The organism is Kitasatospora sp. NPDC004240 (assembly GCF_053603215.1).
Genome location: NZ_JBSGFD010000031.1, coordinates 44537 through 61635, shown reverse-complemented (window position 1 = coordinate 61635; position 17099 = coordinate 44537). Strand labels below are relative to the sequence as shown.

17 protein-coding genes and 7 tRNA genes are annotated in these 17099 nt (G+C 72.9%); 13 read left to right on the top strand and 11 right to left on the bottom strand.

Annotation, left to right across the window (positions count from 1 at the left end; genetic code table 11):
• A partial coding sequence (locus tag ACWEQL_RS11380; protein WP_452149968.1) for a serine/threonine-protein kinase occupies positions 1-847 on the bottom strand: 847 nt, incomplete at its 3' end.
• Positions 848-1302: 455 nt separating this feature from the next.
• Between ACWEQL_RS11380 and ACWEQL_RS11375 the strand changes: the two genes are divergently transcribed.
• Positions 1303-1515: a hypothetical protein gene (locus tag ACWEQL_RS11375; protein WP_452149967.1), complete on the top strand. Its 213-nt coding sequence runs from the start codon at positions 1303-1305 to the stop codon at positions 1513-1515.
• Positions 1516-1820: 305 nt separating this feature from the next.
• Here ACWEQL_RS11375 and ACWEQL_RS11370 read toward each other — a convergent pair.
• The 5 genes from ACWEQL_RS11370 to ACWEQL_RS11350 form a co-directional block, all read right to left on the bottom strand.
• Positions 1821-1892 (bottom strand) — tRNA-Val (locus tag ACWEQL_RS11370).
• 41 nt (positions 1893-1933) lie between these two features.
• A tRNA-Val gene (locus tag ACWEQL_RS11365) sits at positions 1934-2005 on the bottom strand.
• A 41-nt stretch (positions 2006-2046) separates the two neighbouring features.
• A tRNA-Val gene (locus ACWEQL_RS11360) sits at positions 2047-2118 on the bottom strand.
• Between the two features lie 33 nt (positions 2119-2151).
• Positions 2152-2225: transfer RNA gene (locus tag ACWEQL_RS11355), tRNA-Cys, on the bottom strand.
• A 40-nt stretch (positions 2226-2265) separates the two neighbouring features.
• A tRNA-Gly gene (locus tag ACWEQL_RS11350) sits at positions 2266-2338 on the bottom strand.
• Positions 2339-2635: 297 nt separating this feature from the next.
• On the opposite strand from ACWEQL_RS11350, the gene ACWEQL_RS11345 reads away from it, so the two are divergent.
• From ACWEQL_RS11345 to ACWEQL_RS11335, 3 genes are all read left to right on the top strand, one after another.
• A complete protein-coding gene (locus ACWEQL_RS11345; RefSeq protein ID WP_452149966.1) occupies positions 2636-3685 on the top strand; it encodes a chorismate-binding protein in 1050 nt (349 codons plus the stop codon).
• Between the two features lie 65 nt (positions 3686-3750).
• Positions 3751-4581, top strand: coding sequence for an aminotransferase class IV (locus ACWEQL_RS11340; RefSeq protein WP_452149965.1), 831 nt, complete (start codon positions 3751-3753; stop codon positions 4579-4581).
• A gap of 82 nt (positions 4582-4663) precedes the next feature.
• The gene (locus ACWEQL_RS11335; protein WP_452149964.1) at positions 4664-5506 is read left to right on the top strand and encodes a GNAT family N-acetyltransferase; all 843 of its coding nucleotides are present in this window, start codon (positions 4664-4666) and stop codon (positions 5504-5506) included.
• A 16-nt stretch (positions 5507-5522) separates the two neighbouring features.
• On the opposite strand, the gene ACWEQL_RS11330 is transcribed toward ACWEQL_RS11335, so the two are convergent.
• Entirely contained in the window at positions 5523-6023 is a 501-nt protein-coding gene (locus ACWEQL_RS11330; protein ID WP_452149963.1) for a DsbA family protein, read from the bottom strand.
• Positions 6024-6138: 115 nt separating this feature from the next.
• On the opposite strand from ACWEQL_RS11330, the gene ACWEQL_RS11325 reads away from it, so the two are divergent.
• The gene (locus ACWEQL_RS11325; protein ID WP_452149962.1) at positions 6139-6609 is read left to right on the top strand and encodes a hypothetical protein; all 471 of its coding nucleotides are present in this window, start codon (positions 6139-6141) and stop codon (positions 6607-6609) included.
• Positions 6610-6654: 45 nt separating this feature from the next.
• Here the strand turns inward: ACWEQL_RS11325 and ACWEQL_RS11320 are convergent, their stop codons facing one another.
• Both ACWEQL_RS11320 and ACWEQL_RS11315 read right to left on the bottom strand, forming a co-directional pair.
• The gene (locus ACWEQL_RS11320) at positions 6655-7224 is read right to left on the bottom strand and encodes a CGNR zinc finger domain-containing protein (RefSeq protein WP_452149961.1); all 570 of its coding nucleotides are present in this window, start codon (positions 7222-7224) and stop codon (positions 6655-6657) included.
• A gap of 355 nt (positions 7225-7579) precedes the next feature.
• Positions 7580-7993 carry an SsgA family sporulation/cell division regulator gene (locus ACWEQL_RS11315; RefSeq protein ID WP_030056266.1) on the bottom strand — a complete coding sequence of 138 codons (414 nt, stop codon included), beginning with the start codon at positions 7991-7993 and terminating at the stop codon, positions 7580-7582.
• A gap of 362 nt (positions 7994-8355) precedes the next feature.
• Between ACWEQL_RS11315 and ACWEQL_RS11310 the strand changes: the two genes are divergently transcribed.
• The 3 genes from ACWEQL_RS11310 to ACWEQL_RS11300 all read left to right on the top strand — a co-directional run bounded on the left by ACWEQL_RS11310 (position 8356) and on the right by ACWEQL_RS11300 (position 9210).
• The gene (locus tag ACWEQL_RS11310) at positions 8356-8724 is read left to right on the top strand and encodes a TIGR02611 family protein (RefSeq protein ID WP_452149972.1); all 369 of its coding nucleotides are present in this window, start codon (positions 8356-8358) and stop codon (positions 8722-8724) included.
• 83 nt (positions 8725-8807) lie between these two features.
• Positions 8808-8879 (top strand) — tRNA-Val (locus ACWEQL_RS11305).
• Between the two features lie 259 nt (positions 8880-9138).
• A tRNA-Val gene (locus tag ACWEQL_RS11300) sits at positions 9139-9210 on the top strand.
• A gap of 100 nt (positions 9211-9310) precedes the next feature.
• On the opposite strand, the gene ACWEQL_RS11295 is transcribed toward ACWEQL_RS11300, so the two are convergent.
• On the bottom strand, positions 9311-10078 hold the full coding sequence (locus ACWEQL_RS11295; protein ID WP_452149960.1) for an exonuclease domain-containing protein: 768 nt from the start codon (positions 10076-10078) through the stop codon (positions 9311-9313).
• Positions 10079-10265: 187 nt separating this feature from the next.
• Here ACWEQL_RS11295 and ACWEQL_RS11290 point away from each other — a divergent pair, with 187 nt between their 5' ends.
• The 4 genes from ACWEQL_RS11290 (at position 10266) to ACWEQL_RS11275 (ending at position 14743) form a co-directional block, all read left to right on the top strand.
• Positions 10266-10820 carry a DUF4365 domain-containing protein gene (locus ACWEQL_RS11290; RefSeq protein WP_452149959.1) on the top strand — a complete coding sequence of 185 codons (555 nt, stop codon included), beginning with the start codon at positions 10266-10268 and terminating at the stop codon, positions 10818-10820.
• A gap of 29 nt (positions 10821-10849) precedes the next feature.
• Positions 10850-12007: a hypothetical protein gene (locus ACWEQL_RS11285; RefSeq protein WP_452149958.1), complete on the top strand. Its 1158-nt coding sequence runs from the start codon at positions 10850-10852 to the stop codon at positions 12005-12007.
• Between the two features lie 111 nt (positions 12008-12118).
• Entirely contained in the window at positions 12119-14098 is a 1980-nt protein-coding gene (gene thrS / locus ACWEQL_RS11280) for a threonine--tRNA ligase (protein ID WP_452149957.1), read from the top strand.
• A gap of 84 nt (positions 14099-14182) precedes the next feature.
• Positions 14183-14743, top strand: a complete 561-nt coding sequence (locus ACWEQL_RS11275) for an HIT family protein (protein WP_452149956.1) — start codon at positions 14183-14185, stop codon at positions 14741-14743.
• A gap of 68 nt (positions 14744-14811) precedes the next feature.
• On the opposite strand, the gene ACWEQL_RS11270 is transcribed toward ACWEQL_RS11275, so the two are convergent.
• The gene (locus ACWEQL_RS11270) at positions 14812-16455 is read right to left on the bottom strand and encodes a hypothetical protein (protein ID WP_452149955.1); all 1644 of its coding nucleotides are present in this window, start codon (positions 16453-16455) and stop codon (positions 14812-14814) included.
• Between the two features lie 184 nt (positions 16456-16639).
• Between ACWEQL_RS11270 and ACWEQL_RS11265 the strand changes: the two genes are divergently transcribed.
• The gene (locus ACWEQL_RS11265; protein ID WP_452149954.1) at positions 16640-17065 is read left to right on the top strand and encodes a thiol-disulfide oxidoreductase DCC family protein; all 426 of its coding nucleotides are present in this window, start codon (positions 16640-16642) and stop codon (positions 17063-17065) included.
• The last annotated feature ends 34 nt before the right edge of the window (positions 17066-17099 follow it).

Sequence of the window (17099 nt, the reverse complement as noted above, 5' to 3'; positions counted from 1 at the left end):
GGACCGCGCCGGTGGCCGCCGCGGCCGCGCCGCGCGCCGCCAGCTCGCTCAGCCGCTCGTGCAGGGCGGCCGCGCTGGGCCGCTCGCCCGGCTCCTTGGCCAGGCAGGCCCGGATCAGCGGCGCGAGCTGCGGCGGGATCGCCGACAGGTCGGGCTCCTCGTGGACGACCCGGTACAGCATCACCTCGGAGGACGCCCCCGAGCCGAACGGGGTGTCCCCGGTGAGCGCGTACGCCAGGGTCGCGCCGAAGGCGAACACGTCGGTGGCCGGGGTGACGGCCGCGCCGCGCACCTGCTCGGGCGCCAGGAAGCCGGGGGAGCCGACCGCCGTGCCGACGTGGGTGAGCGTGCTGGCGCCGCGCGACCAGGCGATACCGAAGTCGATGATCCGCGGGCCGCGGGGCGACAGCAGGATGTTGGAGGGCTTGAGGTCCCGGTGGACGACCCCGGCCTCGTGCACCTTGACCAGTCCGTCGGCCAGCGCGGCCCCGATCCGGGCGGCCTCCGGCCAGCCGAGCGGGCCCTCGTCGCCGACCCGCTTGTACAGCGAGGGGCCGGGCACGTACGCGGTGGCGAGCCAGGGCCGGTCGGCCTCGATGTCGGAGCCGACCACGCGCGCGGTGCAGCCGCCGCGGATCCGGGAGGCGGCGGCGATCTCGCGGGCGAAGCGGGTCCGGAACTCGATGTCCTCGGCGAGCTCGGCGCGGATGAGCTTGAGCGCCACCCGCTGCCCCCGCCGGTCGGAGCCGAGGAAGACCACGCCCATGCCGCCGGCTCCCAGCCGCCGGTGCAGGCGGTACGGACCGACGATGCGGGGGTCCTCACGCCTCAGCCGCATCATCGCCATCTTCGTTCCCGTCAGCCCGTGGGTGAGGCCCCGTCGGTTGGGGCGCCGTCAGTTCCTGTCGGGCACAGCTTACGGACTGGCCGCTGCGGTGTGCTGATACGCAACACCCGTGGCCTCCGTGCGATAGTCCGATCTTGCACCGATCGTGTGCGAACGCTGCTCGGAAGGCCAGGTCGGCGGGCCGGGAAAGGGTTTCTCGGGGTCCGCTCTCAGGGTTGCCTCGGGGATGCGGTCGAGATCGTCTCCCCCTGCGGTAGTACTCCCCGGGTCCGGGGGTCATCCTCGGGGATGCCCGCAGAACAGTACGAGGGCATGACGTCCTTCCCGGCCCCGCGCCATAGCGTTGTCCTCAGCGGTGGGCGGGGCGCTCGTCCCCCGAGGTAATCCGTCCACCGCGGCAACGTCGACCGACCAACAGGCGCCGAAGGCACCACCCAGGACTCAGGAGTACGGGCATGGCACAGCAGCTCACGGGAGCCCCCCGGCGCCGCCGGCCGGCCTTCGTCCAGAGCACGCCCGGCCCGTACGGTCAGGCGGAGCGGACCAGGCACCCGGCCGTGGCCCTCGCCATGGCCCTGCCCTGCGCGATCCTGCTGGTGGCACTCTTCGGCGGCTGGGAGCAGATGGCGAACCAGGCCCAGGCCGTCGCCGCGCTGATCGGTCGATAGAGCGTGTCAGGCACGCCGGTGTCAGGCACGCCATGGGACGGGCACTGATCCCCTGGGGACGGGGAGCCGGTGCCGGCCGGGGAAGGCCGCGCCCGCGATGACTCGCGGACGGGCGAGAGCGGTGCGCAGAGCACCCCGGTGGGCGGAGACGCCGCGTACGGATGTCGGTGAGGGCGTCCGTACGCGGCTCTTCCGCGTTCCCGCACCCGCCGGAGCCGCTGGATGCGCCCGGACCTGAAAGCGCCTGTGACCTGCGGAAACGCCAGAGAGGCCGTGATTCTCAAGGATCACGGCCTCTGCTCCTGTGCGCGATACTGGGATTGAACCAGTGACCCCTACCGTGTCAAGGTAGTGCTCTCCCGCTGAGCTAATCGCGCCTGGTGTGGCGTTCTTGCAGCGGACCCCGGAGGGCCCGACGTGCGCGATACTGGGATTGAACCAGTGACCCCTACCGTGTCAAGGTAGTGCTCTCCCGCTGAGCTAATCGCGCCTGGTGTGGCGTTCTTGCAGCGGACCCCGGAGGGCCCGACGTGCGCGATACTGGGATTGAACCAGTGACCCCTACCGTGTCAAGGTAGTGCTCTCCCGCTGAGCTAATCGCGCGGGGAGGGCTCCCGGCGAACCGGGGGCACCTCTTGGAGGTGGAGACGGGATTTGAACCCGTGTAGACGGCTTTGCAGGCCGTTGCCTCGCCTCTCGGCCACTCCACCAGGCAACACTCGAAGAACGATCTTACACTGTCCTTCATCGAGCGGACGACGAGATTCGAACTCGCGACCCTCACCTTGGCAAGGTGATGCTCTACCAACTGAGCCACGTCCGCCTGTCTCCCGGGATCTTCACCGTTTTTCTCGGCTGCGCTCCCTGGCGACGTGTTGAACTCTAGCGGATTCCCGGGCCAGCTAAAAATCCGTTCCCGCAGCGTGCCGCGGGGGCGCTCCCGGGAGGCCCTCCGACGCCCCCGACGGACCGGCGCACACGCGGCGCCGCGGCACCCTGAGTGACACCCGCAGGTCACCCGGCGCACGCCCGCGCGAGACCCCCGGGCGCCCCACGCCCCCCGACCTACACTTCAGGCACCGCACCCGAGCACCACCGAGCAAGCCCGCGCAGGAGAACCGTGTCCGGCCCCACCACCCCCCGCACCCCGCTCGCCCGCTTCGGCGGCCTCCTCGCCACCGGACTGCGCGACGTCACCTCGGACCCGGCCGCCCTCGACTCCACCGGCCACTGGGCCGTCGCGTACGACTTCGAGGGCCGGCTGACCTGCGCCCGCTTCGACCACGTGCGCCCCGACCCCGCCCCGCCCGCCACCGCCGGCTGGCGGGGGCCGCGCCCGGACGGCTGGCACAGCTCCCTCGACCGCGCCGCCTACACCGCGGGCGTGCGCCGCATCCGCGAGCACATCGCGGCCGGCGAGGTCTACCAGGCCAACCTCTGCCGCGTCCTCACCGCGTCGCTGCCCGATCCGGACCGCACCGACATCGACGCCCTCACCGGCCTGCTCGCCCACGGCAACCCCGCCCCCTACGCCGGAACGATCCGCCTGCCCGACCACGGGGTCGAGATCGCCACCGCCTCACCCGAGCTCTACCTGCGCCGCGACGGCCGCACCGTCCTCTCCGGCCCGATCAAGGGCACCGGCCGCACCGAGGACGACCTGCTCGACAAGGACCACGCCGAGAACGTGATGATCGTCGACCTGGTCCGCAACGACCTCGGACGCGTCTGCGCCACCGGCACCGTCACCGTTCCCGACCTCTGCGCCGTCGAGAAGCACCCCGGCCTGGTCCACCTGGTCTCCACCGTCCAGGGCACCCTGCGCCCCGACGCCGGCTGGCCCGCCCTCTTCGACGCCACCTTCCCGCCCGGCTCCGTCACCGGCGCCCCCAAGTCCAGCGCCCTGCGCATCATCGACGCCCTGGAGACCGCCCCCCGCGGCCCCTACTGCGGTGCGGTCGGCTGGGTCGACGCCGACCGCGGCACCGGCGAACTCGCCGTCGGCATCCGGACGTTCTGGATCGACCGGACCGACCCCGGGGCGCCCCTGCTGCGCTTCGGCACCGGCGCCGGCATCACCTGGGACTCCGACCCCGAACGCGAATGGGCGGAAACCGAACTCAAGGCCGCCCGGCTGGTCGCGATAGCGTCGGGCACCGGCACCAGCTGAGCCGCGGTGACCGCCGGGCCGCAGCACGCCCCGGCGCCGCGGCACCCCACAAGGAGCAGCCCTCGATGCAGAACCCCACCAAGAGCTGGGTCAACGGCACCCTCGTCGACTCCGCCGACCCCGCCCTGTCCGTCCTCGACCACGGGCTGACCACCGGCGACGGCGTCTTCGAGACCATGAAGGCCGTCGACGGACGGGCGTTCGCCCTCACCCGCCACCTCGACCGGCTCACCCGCTCCGCCCGCGGCCTCGGCCTGCCCGACCCCGACCACGACCGGGTCCGCGAGGGCTGCGCGCAGGTCCTCGCCGCCAACCCGATGCCGCTCGGCCGGCTGCGTGTCACGTACACCGGCGGTACCGCCCCGCTCGGCTCCGAGCGCGGCGACGACGCCCCCACCCTGGTGGTCTCCCTCGGCACCGCCGCCCGCCGTCCCGACACCACCGCCGTCGCCGTCGTCCCCTGGCGGCGCAACGAGCACAGCGCCGTCGCCGGCCTGAAGACCACCTCGTACGCCGAGAACGTGGTCGCCCTCGCCGCCGCCCACCGTGCCCGCGCCTCCGAGGCCCTCTTCGCCAACACCGCCGGACGGCTCTGCGAGGGCACCGGCTCCAACGTCTTCGTCGTCCTCGGCGGACGCCTGCTCACCCCCACCCTCGCCTCCGGCTGCCTGGCCGGCATCACCCGCCGGCTGGTTATCGACTGGTGCGGCGCCGAGGAGACCGACCTGCCGCTGGACGTGCTGCACGAGGCCGAGGAGATCTTCCTCACCTCCACGCTGCGCGACGTCCAGGCCGTCACCCGGGTCGACGAGCGCGAACTCGCCGGCCCCGGCCCGGTCACCGCCAAGGCCATGGCCGTCTTCGCCGAGCGCAGCGGCGACGACCTGGACCCGTGATCCGGCGGGCCGGGGCAAGGGTGTGACGGGCGGGGGAGGCCCGCGGGATAGAACACCGGCGGGCCGGGGAAGGGACCCTCACATGACCACCACACTGCGCCCCGAAGGCCCCGAGACGCCCACCCCGAACGGCGGCCGCACCAGACGCTGGCAGATCTGCGCCAACGGCCGCCCGGTCGGTGTGCTGCGCACCAGCAGCGTTCCACGTGGCCCCCAACTCTGGGGTGAGATCTCGGAGTTGGAGGTCCACGAGGGGCGCGGCCGGGGCCGCGGCACCTTCGCCGGACTGGCCGCGGAGGAGGTGCTGCGCGGCTGGGGCTGCACCCGGGTGGACGCCGACATCCCCGAGGCCGCGACCGCCGCGCGCGGCCTCGCCGCCACCCTCGGCTACGGCGAGCGGATGCGGAACATGGCCAAGCACCTCACCGTCGCGCCCGACCTGCCCCCCGGGGTCGGCGCCCGCCGGATCGGCGCCGAGGAGTTCCCCGCGTGGCTGGCGGTCGCCAAGGAGGGCTACCTCGCCGATCTGCGGACCTCCGGCCTCAGCGAGGAGCAGGCCCGCGCCAAGTCGGACGCCGACCACCTCCACCTGCTGCCCCAGGGCGCGGACACCCCGGGCGTCGCCCTGCGCCGGCTCTTCGGCGACGGGCCGGACCCGCTCGGCGCGCTCTGGCTCGCCCTGCGGGTCCGGGACCTGCCCGGCGGCCACCCGCTCGCCTGGGTGATGGTGGTGGAGGTGGCCGAGTCCCACCGCGGCCACGGACACGGCCGGTCGCTGATGCTGCTCGCCGAGCGCGAGTGCCTGGCCGCCGGGGTCCGCGACCTCGGCCTGAACGTCTTCACCGGCAACGAGGTCGCGATCCGGCTCTACGACTCGCTCGGCTACCGGATCACCAACCGGATCTACGGCAAGTCGCTGCTCTGAGCGACCGGACGGACCGTCAGTTCGCCCCGGCCTCCCGGAGGACGGCGGCGATCTCGGCCCGCAGGCCGCTCTGGTCCTTGCTCCCGTCGAGTGTGCGCCCGGCGATCACATAGGTCGGCGTGCCCTTGACCCCGATGGCCCGGCCCTCGGCCTGGTCGGCGTCCACGATCAGCGTGTGCCGGCCGTCGATCAGCGCGGTGTCGACCTCCTCGGCGTCCACCCCGACCTCGCGGGCGACCTCCAGCAGCACCTCCTCGCCGCGCGCGTCGAGCTCCTCGACCCGGTCCAGCAGCGCCTCCACGTACGGCCAGCCGAGGCCCTGGGCGAACGCCTCCTCGGCGGCCTGCGCCGCCGCGTACGCGTGCTTGTGCTTCTCCAGCGGGAAGTGGCGCAGCTCGATCGCCAGCGCGTCGCCGAATTCGGCGCGCAGTGCGCGGACGTCGTCCAGGGCGGTGCGGCAGTCCGGGCACTGGAGCTCGCACCAGAGTTCGAGCCGGGGGAGGGAACCTTCGATCATGCCCCCAGTGTTCCACTAGTGAGCCCCGCGCCAGGGCGCGGTGCCCCGGGGCCAGGCCGACGGGAGGTCCGATGATCAGCTCAACGACCGGGACGCGGCGTCACCGGGAGGGGCCGTGCTGACCGCGGCGATCAGCTTCGCGCTCACCGCCGGCGGGCTGGCCGTGGCCGGCCTGCGGGCGTACCGGCGGCGCTACCGCTCCGCCGTCCGCTGGTTCGCCGTGGCCCTGCTGCCCGCCGGGCTCTACCTGTCCGGTCTCTTCCCGCTGGCCCGCACGATCGCGGAGGCGTTCGGTGACTGGGCCACCGGCCTGGTGTTCGACCCCGCGGTCTGGACGGGCCTGGCGATGCTGGCCGTCTCGACGACCCTGCTGCTCGTCGTCCGCCGGGTGGACCGCCGCCGGGCGGTGGACGGGGCCGCGGGGCCCGCGGAGGCGACGGGCGCGGCCGCCCGTCCGGCCGTCGCGGCCACCCCGGAGCGCCCGGCCGGGCAGGCCGCGGCCCGGCCGAAGGCGCGGAAGAAGCAGGACGCCGAGCTCGGAGAGTTCGCCGATGTCGAGGAGATCCTGCGCCGGCGCGGCATCTGAACCGCCGGAGCCCTGTCCGGACGGCCTGGCCCGGCCGTCCGGAGCTCAGGCGGACGGGACGGCGTCCGCCGAGCGCTGGCGTGCCCGGTACGCGGCGACGTGCAGCCGGTTGCCGCAGGTGCGGCTGTCGCAGTAGCGGCGCGAGCGGTTGCGCGAGAGGTCCACGAAGACCCGTGCGCAGTCCGGCGCCTCGCACCGGCGCAGCCGCTCGCGCTCGCCCGCCATCAGGATGAAGGCGAGCGCCATGCCCAGCTCGGCGGCCAGGTGGTCGGCGAGGGCGGAGTGCGGGGCGAAGTAGTGGATGTGCCAGCCGTGGTGGTCGTGGTCGGTCAGCCGGGGCGTCGTGCCCGCGGCCGCGACCAGCGCGTTGACCAGCTCCGCGGCCTCCGCGGTGGACTCGGTGCCGAACACCTCGCGCAGCCGGGTGCGCAGCTCGTGCACCGTGCGCAGGTCCTCCTCGGTCAGCGAGTCGATCTCGCTGATCTCGCGGCGGACCACGAAGGCGTCCAGCGCGGCCACGTCGGGCAGCAGCTCGGTGCCGCACACCTCGGGAGCGGTGTTGAGCAGCTCGACGAGGATGCCCAGGGCGCACTCGGTGTCATGGGTGATCAGCACGGGAGGCTCCTCGCGCGGAGGGGGCCGACGGCACCCCGCGTCTACGGTCACCCATGACCTTACCGGGCCGTGCTCGCCGAGGGCGGCCGCTTCGTACGGAGAAGTGTGCGAGGAGTGAACGGTTGTGCACGGACGAGAGCGCCCGGCAGCGAGGCCGGTCACCCTGCTGGGTGACCGGCTCCGGTGCCGGGCGTCCACGGAACCCCGGTCCGGCCCCGGTGGGGACGGACCGGGGCGGGCCCCGAGGCCGCGTCGCGCGCGGCTGAGTCTGCTGCCGTGCCCCCGAGTAGGACGGCTGCGTGACGGCAGGGGGTACGGCCCCGCCGGCAGCGGGGCGGACCGCCTCCGGTCGGGGTCAGCTTTCGGCGAGGATGTGGGACAGCTCCCGGTCGAGGTCGAAGTGGCGGTGTTCGGTGCCGGGGGGCACCGCGGCGTCCGTCCGCTTGAGGAACGACTCAAGCGCCCGGGCCGGGGCCTCCAGCAGGGCTTCTCCTTCCGGAGAGCTCAGCGCGATGCAGACCACTCCTTGGCCGTGGCTGCGCGACGGCCACACCCGGACGTCGCCGGTCCCGGTCGGTCGGTGCAGCCCCTCCGCAAGGAGATCTCGGGCGAACACCCACTCCACGGTCTCGTCGGCACCGGTGTGGAAGGTGGCGTGCACGGCATAGGGGTCGGCGGTGTCGTAGCGCAGGCCCGCGGGGACGGGCAGCGAGGACTCGCTGGACACGATGAGGCGCAGGTGCAGCTCGCAGCTGACCGTGGTGTTCATAAGCGCCATGGCCTTTCGCTCAGTGTGCGCTCGGGGAATCGCACGTCGGCGAACGGACCATCCCACCTCCACGACCGATGTAAACCCCTCTGTCCCGATTCGAGGGCGAGTCGTACCCCTTCCGGCGCATTGCGGAATCGGCGCGCGGCGCACGGCGGGCCAATACCGGCCCGGATCTCGGCTAGTTTCCTGGCATGGCTGTACGAAGCGACAAGGTCGGCGACACGGCGGGCGACGACGTCCGCGACAACGCGAGAACGGGGGATGGGGTCGTGAGTGACGACACCGGTGCGGAGAAGCAGGGCGGCGGGCCGGAGGACGGGGGCGCCGAGGGGGCGCCGGCCGCCGAGGAGGGCCGCCCGCTGGGCTCGCGGGCCCCGCACTTCATCCGGCGCTCGCGCCCGCTGCACCTGAGCTGGCAGGTGGCCGTCTTCCTGATCGGCCTCGCCGTGGTGGTGCTCGGCGTGATCATGCTGCCGTTGCCCGGCCCGGGCTGGGTGGTCATCTTCCTGGGCATGGGCATCTGGGCGACCGAGTTCGTCTGGGCCCAGCTGGCCCTGCGCTGGACCCGCCGCAAGGTGTCCGAGGCCGCGCAGAAGGCCCTGGACCCGAAGGTGCGCCGTCGCAACATCATCCTCACCGTGATCGGCGTGACCGTGATCGCCGCCCTCGGCGGCTGGTACCTGTGGAAGTACGGGCTGACCATGCCATGGAAGATCGACAAGGCCTGAGTCCGGCCGGCGGGCCGGCGGGCGCCCGGGGGCGGGGTGGTTCGGAGCACCCCCCGGGATGCGGTAATGTTTTCCCTGCACCCGGGCGATTAGCTCAGCGGGAGAGCACTTCGTTCACACCGAAGGGGTCACTGGTTCGATCCCAGTATCGCCCACCGGAATGCATTGTGTGACGTAAGGCCCAGTCGATTATCGACTGGGCCTTACGGCTATTCAGGGGGAAATCCGATTGCCCTATCGTCGGATACTCCGTCAGTAATCGGGGGATTGTCCGACGGATACCCGGAAACACCGCACGAACTGAGGGTCAGTCATGTTCCGCGCCGGCCGCGAGATCTGTCCGGCCGTCGGCGCACCGCCGGAAGCCGGTTGTACGACACCCCCCGAACAGTGCTACTGTTCATCTCGTTGCCCGGGCGATTAGCTCAGCGGGAGAGCACTTCGTTCACACCGAAGGGGTCACTGGTTCGATCCCAGTATCGCCCACCGGACAGCACGCAGGCCCTGATCGGGAGACCGGTCAGGGCCTGCTGCGTACCCGGAACGACCGGGAACCGCCGCGGAGAACGCGGCCGCCGCAGCGGGCCTAGGCCGCCACCTCGCAGCTGTGCTCCGGCGACAACCGCCGCCCGCAGCCGCACCGCGCCGGTCGCAGCGGCCAGGAGAAGTCCACCCGCTCCGCACTGCCCGAGCGCTCGAACCAGTTCTGCAACCCCCGGGCCTGCGCCGCGTGCCAGACCGCCTGCCGCAGGTGCAGCTCGGCCGGCGAGAGCCCGCCCAGCGCCACCGGGTAGCGCTCGCCGATCGCCCGTACCAGCCCCATCGCCGCCGCCGCGTCCGCCGAGGCGTCGTGCGCCCCGGTCAGCTCCACCCCGTAGTGCGCGCACAGATCGGTCAGCGTCCGCCGGCCCTTGCGGTAGCGGTCCACGTGCTTGTCCAGCACCCGCGGATCCATCACCAGCAGCTCCGCCGCGCCCAGCGCCTCCGCCAGCGAGGCCCCCCGGTGCCGGCGCAACTCCCGGTCCAGCAGCGTCAGGTCGTACGGCGCGTTCATCACCACCAGCGGCCGCCCCGCCCGGGCCTGTTCGCCCAGCGCCCGCGCTATCTCCGCCACCACCGTGCGCGGCGGCCGGCCGTGCACCCGCACCCGGTCGTCGGATATGCCGTGCACCGCGCGGGCCGCCTCCGGGATCGGCACCCCCGGGTCGGCCAGCCAGGTCAGCGTCCGCGGGGCCGTGCCGGGGGCGTGCTGGACCACCAGGGCGGCCGAGACGATGCGATCGGTCTCGACGTCCACCCCGGTGGTCTCGGTGTCGAAGGAGGCGAGCGGGCCGGTGAACCACTGCTGCTGCATGACTGCCCCTCAGGTACTGCGGTCCCGCCCGGTTGATACCCCGCCGTGACGGCACCTCAACCCCCGGCGTCGACGGGCCCGTTTGACCGCCTCCGAGCCGGGGATCATCCCTGCGGGGACACCCGCCCCCGCGACGGTTCGGGGCCGTGCGGCAGGGGCGGGAGAGGGCCGGGGGAGGCGGCGTCGGATGACGGTGGCACAGCCGCAGCCGGACGCGGCGCGCTTCGCCCCGCGGGGCGACCTCGCGGTCACGGCCTGCATGGAGACCCTCCAGGTCGGCTACCTGCACGCGGTCGCCGCGGCGGCCGGCTGCTCGCTCTCCCAGCCGTTCCCGGACAACGGCATCGACTGGCAGGTCAGCCACGGCTCCCGGACCCACCTGGTGGACGACGAGGTCACCGTCAAGATCCAGCTGAAGGCCACCCAGCAGGTCGCCCCCGCCCCCGCCGGGCCCCACTTCAGCTTCACCCTGGACAACGCGCACCTGCGCAAGCTCGCCCGCGAGCGCGTCGCCGTCCCCCGGATCCTGGTGGTCATGCTGCTGCCGCGCCGGGTCGACGACTGGCTGCTCGCCCGCCCGGACGCCCTGGAACTGCGGCACTGCTGCTACTGGGTCAACCTGGCCGGCCACCCGGTCACCGGGCGGCAGCGGACCAACGTCCGGGTGCCCACCGCCAAGGTCTTCGACGACCGCGCACTGCGCGACATCATGGCCCGGGTCGGCGCGGGCGAGCGCCCGTGACGCCCGCGCCCCCGGAGAGAAGGAGCGGCATGACGGCGTCACACGGGACACAGGACGGCGGCGCCCGCGCGCTGCCCGATCCGGCGGCCGTCGACCCGGCCGTCCTCACCACCCTGCTCGCCCGGCACGGCTGGGTCCGCCGCGGCGGACCGGCCGCCCGCTACGGGCGCTGGACGCCCCCGGACGACAGCGACCCCGGCACCAGCCTGCTCGTCCCCGCCGGGGACGGCTTCGACGACGCCGTCGAACTGCTCACCGACGCCGTCACCGCCCTCTCCCGCTCCCGCAGCCCCTCCGCCCGCTCCATCCTGCTCGCCCTCGCCGTGCCCGGCGACGAACTCCAGTGGCGCCGCGACCTGCCCGGCCCCGCCGCCGCCCTGCCCTGGGAGGGCGCCGAACGGCTGCACCGCGCCGCCCGCGCCATGCTCGCCGCCGGGGCCAAGGCCGGCCGCACCCGCGCCGCCTACTTCGGGGCCCGCCTCGACGCCTGGGCCGGTGACTTCCTGGAACGCGTCCTGGTCGTCGAGAACGGCGCCGCCCTCACCGCCTACACCCCCGCCCCCGAGGGCCGCGCCGCCGTCACCACCCTCGTCCGCGCCCTGGAGGCCCTGCGCGACGCCGTCGACTACCGCCGGGCCGGCGGACCGCCGGACGTCTTCGAGAACGCCGTCCAGGCCGGCCTCAGCCGGGAACTGGTCGACTCCGTCCAGGAACTCGTCCGCGGCGCCACCGCCGCCCGCCTCACCGTCGCCTGGTCGGCCTCCGCCGGCACCCCCGGCGGCTTCGGCGACCGGCGGGTCGCCCTGGAGTTCTCCCCGGGCGACCTGCCCGCCCTGGAGGAGGCCGCCGACCTCCTCGAACGCATCGAGCCCGCGGTCGCCGTCACCGTCACCGGCCTCGTCGTCCGCCTCAAGCGCGCCGACCCCACCGGCAGCGGCACCGTACGGCTGCGCGTGCTCGGCGGCGCCGAGGTGGCGGAGGTCAGGGCGCGCCTCGCCGACCCCGCCTACCGGATCGCCGCCGAGGCCCACCTGGCGGGCACCCCGGTCCGGGTCAGCGGACGCCTGGAACGCCGCGGCGGGTTCCGCCGGCTCGCCCATCCGCACGGCCTGGAACCCTGCGGACTGGAGGAGTCCGAGCGCGAGCGGCTGCTGAAGACCCTGGGGGAGGGGAGCGACGGGAACTGAGCCGGACGGCGTGCGAGAGGGTGTGTAAGCGATGGGCCCGCCGGTCTCGGTACCATCGTCACGCGCAGCGCTGTGCTGCGTCCTATGAATCCAGCACGTCAGGAGAGACCGGTGACGGACGTCCGGGTAATCATCAACCGCGAACCCGATCGGGAAGAGCGCGTGGTGACCACGGGCACCACGGCCGCCGAGCTCTTCGCCGACGACCGCTCGATCATCGCCGCCCGCGTCGGCGGCCAGCTCAAGGACCTCTCCTACGCCCTCCAGGAGGGCGAGGAGGTCGAGCCGGTCGCGATCGGCAGCCAGGACGGCCTCGACATCCTGCGCCACTCCACCGCGCACGTCATGGCCCAGGCCGTGCAGCAGCTGTTCCCGGAGGCCAAGCTCGGCATCGGCCCGCCGGTCCAGAACGGCTTCTACTACGACTTCGACGTCGAGAAGCCCTTCCACCCCGATGACCTCAAGGCCATCGAGAAGAAGATGCAGGAGATCATCAAGCGCGGGCAGAAGTTCTCCCGCCGCGTGGTCACCGACGAGGCCGCCCGCGAGGAGCTGGCCGCCGAGCCGTACAAGCTCGAACTGATCGGTCTCAAGGGCTCCGCCGCCACCGCCGGCGAGGGCGCCGACGTCGAGGTCGGCGCCGGCGAGCTGACCATCTACGACAACCTGGACGCCAAGACCGGCGAGCAGTGCTGGGGCGACCTCTGCCGCGGCCCGCACCTGCCGTCCACCCGGCACATCCCGGCGTTCAAGATCATGCGCTCGGCCGCCGCGTACTGGCGCGGCAGCGAGAAGAACCCGATGCTGCAGCGGCTCTACGGGACCGCCTGGCCGTCCAAGGACGAGCTCAAGGCGCACCTGGAGTTCCTGGAGGAGGCCGCCAAGCGCGACCACCGCAAGCTCGGCACCGAGCTCGACCTCTTCTCCGTCCCCGAGGAGATCGGCTCCGGCCTCGCCGTCTTCCACCCCCGCGGCGGCATCATCCGCCGTGCCATGGAGGACTACTCGCGCAAGCGGCACGAGCAGGAGGGCTACGAGTTCGTCTACACCCCGCACGCCACCAAGGGGAAGCTCTTCGAGAAGAGCGGCCACCTGGACTGGTACGCCGACGGCATGTACCCGCCCATGCAGCTGGACGAGGGCATCGACTACTACCTCAAGCCGATGAACTGCCCGATGCACAACCTGATCTTCGACGCGCGCGGCCGCTCGTACCGTGAACTGCCGCTGCGCCTCTTCGAGTTCGGGACGGTCTACCGGTACGAGAAGTCCGGCGTCGTGCACGGCCTCACCCGGGCCCGCGGCTTCACGCAGGACGACGCGCACATCTACTGCACCCGCGAGCAGATGGCGGACGAGCTCGACTCGACGCTGACCTTCGTGCTGGGCCTGCTGCGCGACTACGGCCTGACCGACTTCTACCTGGAGCTGTCCACCAAGGACCCGGAGAAGTACGTCGGTTCGGACGACACCTGGGAGGAGGCCACCGCCGTCCTCGCCAAGGTGGCCGAGAAGCAGGGCCTCCCGCTGGTCCCGGACCCGGGCGGCGCGGCCTTCTACGGCCCGAAGATCTCGGTGCAGGCGCGGGACGCCATCGGCCGCACCTGGCAGATGTCGACCATCCAGCTGGACTTCAACCTGCCCGAGCGTTTCGACCTCGAGTACACGGCGGCGGACGGCTCGCGCCAGCGCCCGGTCATGATCCACCGCGCGCTGTTCGGCTCGATCGAGCGCTTCTTCGCGGTGCTGCTGGAGCACTACGCCGGTGCCATGCCGCCGTGGCTGGCCCCGGTCACCGTGACCGGCATCCCGATCACCGACGAGCACGTGCCGTACCTGCTGGAGGTCGCGGCCGAGCTCAAGAAGCACGGGATCCGGGCCGACGTGGACACCTCGGACGACCGGATGCAGAAGAAGATCCGCAACGCGCAGAAGACCAAGGTCCCGTTCATGCTGATCGCGGGCAACGACGACGTCGAGGCCGGCGCGGTCTCCTTCCGCTACCGCAACGGCGAGCAGAAGAACGGCGTGCCGGTCGCCGAGGCCGTGCGCGAGATCGTGGACGCCGTGGAGCGCCGCATCCAGGTGTGACGTCGTAGGGCGTGCAAGCGGCGGGGCAGGCTCCTCCTGTGAGGAGTCTGCCCCGCACCGCTTCGCACGCTCCGCCGGGCGAATATGCTGATCAGCATGACGACTGAGCCGGAACTGCAACGGGGCGTCGGCGAGCCGGACGGCTTCCGCCGCCTCTGGACCCCCCATCGGATGGCCTACATCCAGGGCGAGAACAAGCCCACCGGCCCGGCTCCGGACGACGGTTGTCCGTTCTGCTCGATCCCGTCGCTGAGTGACGAGGACGGTCTGGTCGTCGCCCGTGGCGCGGCCGTGTTCGCGGTGCTCAACCTGTACCCGTACAACGGCGGGCACCTGATGGTGGTCCCGTACCGCCATGTCGCCGACTACACCGAGCTGGACGGGCCGGAGACGGACGAGCTGGCGCAGTTCACCAAGAAGGCGATGACCGCGCTGCGCGCCGCCTCGGGCGCGCACGGGTTCAACATCGGGATGAACCAGGGTGCGGCGGCGGGTGCCGGGATCGCGGCGCACCTGCACCAGCACGTGGTGCCGCGCTGGGGTGGGGACACCAACTTCATGCCGGTGGTGGGCCACACCAAGGTGCTGCCGCAACTGCTGGCGGACACCCGCAAGATGCTCGCGGAGGCCTGGCCGCAGGACTGAACGCACACAGGGAAGGGCCCGCCGGAGATCTCTCCGGCGGGCCCTTCCGCGTGTCCGGGGCGGCGGGGTCAGACCGCGTCGTAGGAGTCCGCCTTGAACGGGCGCACGCCCTGCGCCTCGGACTTGATCATCGAGGCGCGGTTCTTGAAGCGGCCGGTGTCCAGGTCGTGCTCCTCCATGAACTCCACGATGGCGGTGTGGACCGCGCTGAGCACCGGGACGGAGGCGTCGAGGGCGTTGTCGGCCATGGTCTTGGTGCCCCAGGGCGGCGCGGCCCAGGAGTGTCGAAGGCCGAAGGGCTCGGGCAGGCCGAGGCCGCCGCCGAGCCAGGCGAGCAGGCCGGGGGCGCGGGTGAAGGGGGCGCGGACGGCCTGGCGGACCACCTCGTCGTTGTCGATCAGGGGGAGCTTGACGGTGCGCTCCTCCCAGAACTTGCCGGTCTTCTGGACCGTCTTCTCCTTGTCCTTGGGCTTGTCGAAGAAGACGCCGTTGACCGGGCCGAGGGCGTAGCCGGCGACGGTGACGTTCATGGTGTCGGCGAGCAGGACGACGGTGACGGTGAAGGTGAGGATCAGCTTGCCGTCGTGGGTGATGAACTGGGTGGCGAGGGCCTGCCGGGGGCCGCCGCCGAAGGTCTGCTTGTCGGCGATGGCCTGGACGGCGAAGTCGCGCATCCGGTCGCCGTCCATGTCGGCGTTGTCGGGGCGGCCGATCTCGTCGGCGCCCTCGCCGACCTCCATGATCACCCACTGCTTCACGGAGAGGTTGGGCATGCCGCTGTTGGCGACGACGCTGATGCCGAGGCCCTTGAGGTGACCGGCGATCTTGCGGAGCAGGTCGGAGGGGTGGAAGGCACGGAAGTCGAGGTGGCCCTCGGCGGGGCGCAGCACGTCGGCCGATTTCCAGCGGCCCCAGCAGCGGCCGGCGCCGAGGATGCCCTTGGGGCCGGCGTTGTGCTGGATGTTGGTCTCCTGCTCGCCCTCCAGGCGGCCGAGTTTGGCGCGCAGGTCGGCGGCCTTCTTGTCGAGGTCGTCGCGGGGGACGGCCTTGGGGACGGTCGCGGCGACGGCGCTGCCCTCGACGAGGGAGAGCCAGCGGGCGCGGAGGTCCTCGGCGGAGCGTACGACGATGACCCTGGCGAGGTACCAGCCGATGATCGGGGCGAGCATCACCACGCGCGTGTAGAGGCCGAGGATGCCGTGGACGGGCGGGCGCAGGGCGAAGAGCACCGCGAGGGCGACGGCGGCGGCGAGGACGAGGCCGCCGTAGACGGCCGCGTTCTTGGGGTTGTCCCGCTTGAGCCAGGCGCGGAGCTGGAAGGCGCCGAGCCACAGGAGGGTGCCGGGGAGGAAGAGGACGCCGGTGGCGACGGTGACGCCGGTGAGCCTGCGGTCGCGGACGGCGCGGAGGTCCTCGGCGGCGAGGCAGTGCTCGACGATCTGGCGGGTGTCGATGCCGAAGGAGGGCACGACGGGCTTGCGGCCGGCGCCGAGGGTGCGGGCGACGACGGCGCGGCTGAAGGCCTCGCCGAGGTTGGGGCGGAAGAGGGCGAAGCGGCCCTTCTTCTCGGTGGCGGCGGTGACGGCCTTGACGAACCCGCCGACCTCGCCGTCGCGGTAGGCGACCGAGGAGAGCGCCTGGGTGACGGCGGTCTGCGGGCCGGCGTCGGTCCGGGGTATCTGCGCACCCGGGGTCATGTCGAGTGTGGTCATGGTGGCGTCCCCTCCTCCCCTTGTCAGCGGCAGGTTACCGTGCCGCGACACCCCTGCGGGGGTGATCCTCTGAACGGCCGTCACGTTCCGGCCGCGCCGGCGCTGTGGGGGATGATGCCCAGCTTCCGGGGGTCCGACGCGCCCCGGCGGTCCCGGAGGGTGCGGGGTGGGGCACGATGACGGCATGGAGAGTGTTGTGGTGAGGGATCCGGTGCTGGTCTTCGACGGTGACTGCGCGTTCTGCACGACGTGCGCGACCTGGGCGGAGCGGTACCTGCGGCAGACGCTGGCGTCGGGGGGCTGGGAGGCGGTGCCGTTCCAGTTCGCGGATCTGGCGGAGTTGGACGGGCGTGCAGGGGGGCGCGGGGAGGTGTCCTGGGAGCGTGCGGAGCGCGAGGTGCTCTGGGTGACGCCGGCCGGCCGGGTGTACGGCGGGGCGCAGGCGGTGGCGCGGTTGCTGATGCGTTCGGGCGGGGTGTGGGCGTACCTGGGCGGGGTGCTGGCGCTGGCGCCGGTGCGGCCGCCGGCGGCGGTGGTGTACCGCTGGGTGGCGCGCAACCGGCACCGGCTGCCGGGTGGCACGGCGGCGTGCGCGTTGCCGCGGCGCTGAGGGGCCGCCGGGGGACCGCCGGGGGGTCGGGGGC

What these genes read in the sequence shown, in the direction of transcription:
- ACWEQL_RS11375 (WP_452149967.1), top strand. Translation starts at nt 1,303, where the DNA reads ATGGCACAGCAGCTCACGGGAGCCCCCCGGCGCCGCCGGCCGGCCTTC.
- ACWEQL_RS11315 (WP_030056266.1), bottom strand. Translation starts at nt 7,993, where the DNA reads ATGAACACCACGGTCAGCTGCGAGCTGCACCTGCGCCTCATCGTGTCC.
- ACWEQL_RS11265 (WP_452149954.1), top strand. Translation starts at nt 16,640, where the DNA reads ATGGAGAGTGTTGTGGTGAGGGATCCGGTGCTGGTCTTCGACGGTGAC.
- ACWEQL_RS11285 (WP_452149958.1), top strand. Translation starts at nt 10,850, where the DNA reads ATGACGGCGTCACACGGGACACAGGACGGCGGCGCCCGCGCGCTGCCC.
- ACWEQL_RS11295 (WP_452149960.1), bottom strand. Translation starts at nt 10,078, where the DNA reads ATGCAGCAGCAGTGGTTCACCGGCCCGCTCGCCTCCTTCGACACCGAG.
- ACWEQL_RS11340 (WP_452149965.1), top strand. Translation starts at nt 3,751, where the DNA reads ATGCAGAACCCCACCAAGAGCTGGGTCAACGGCACCCTCGTCGACTCC.
- ACWEQL_RS11275 (WP_452149956.1), top strand. Translation starts at nt 14,183, where the DNA reads ATGCTGATCAGCATGACGACTGAGCCGGAACTGCAACGGGGCGTCGGC.
- ACWEQL_RS11290 (WP_452149959.1), top strand. Translation starts at nt 10,266, where the DNA reads ATGACGGTGGCACAGCCGCAGCCGGACGCGGCGCGCTTCGCCCCGCGG.
- ACWEQL_RS11270 (WP_452149955.1), bottom strand. Translation starts at nt 16,455, where the DNA reads ATGACCACACTCGACATGACCCCGGGTGCGCAGATACCCCGGACCGAC.
- ACWEQL_RS11330 (WP_452149963.1), bottom strand. Translation starts at nt 6,023, where the DNA reads ATGATCGAAGGTTCCCTCCCCCGGCTCGAACTCTGGTGCGAGCTCCAG.
- ACWEQL_RS11335 (WP_452149964.1), top strand. Translation starts at nt 4,664, where the DNA reads ATGACCACCACACTGCGCCCCGAAGGCCCCGAGACGCCCACCCCGAAC.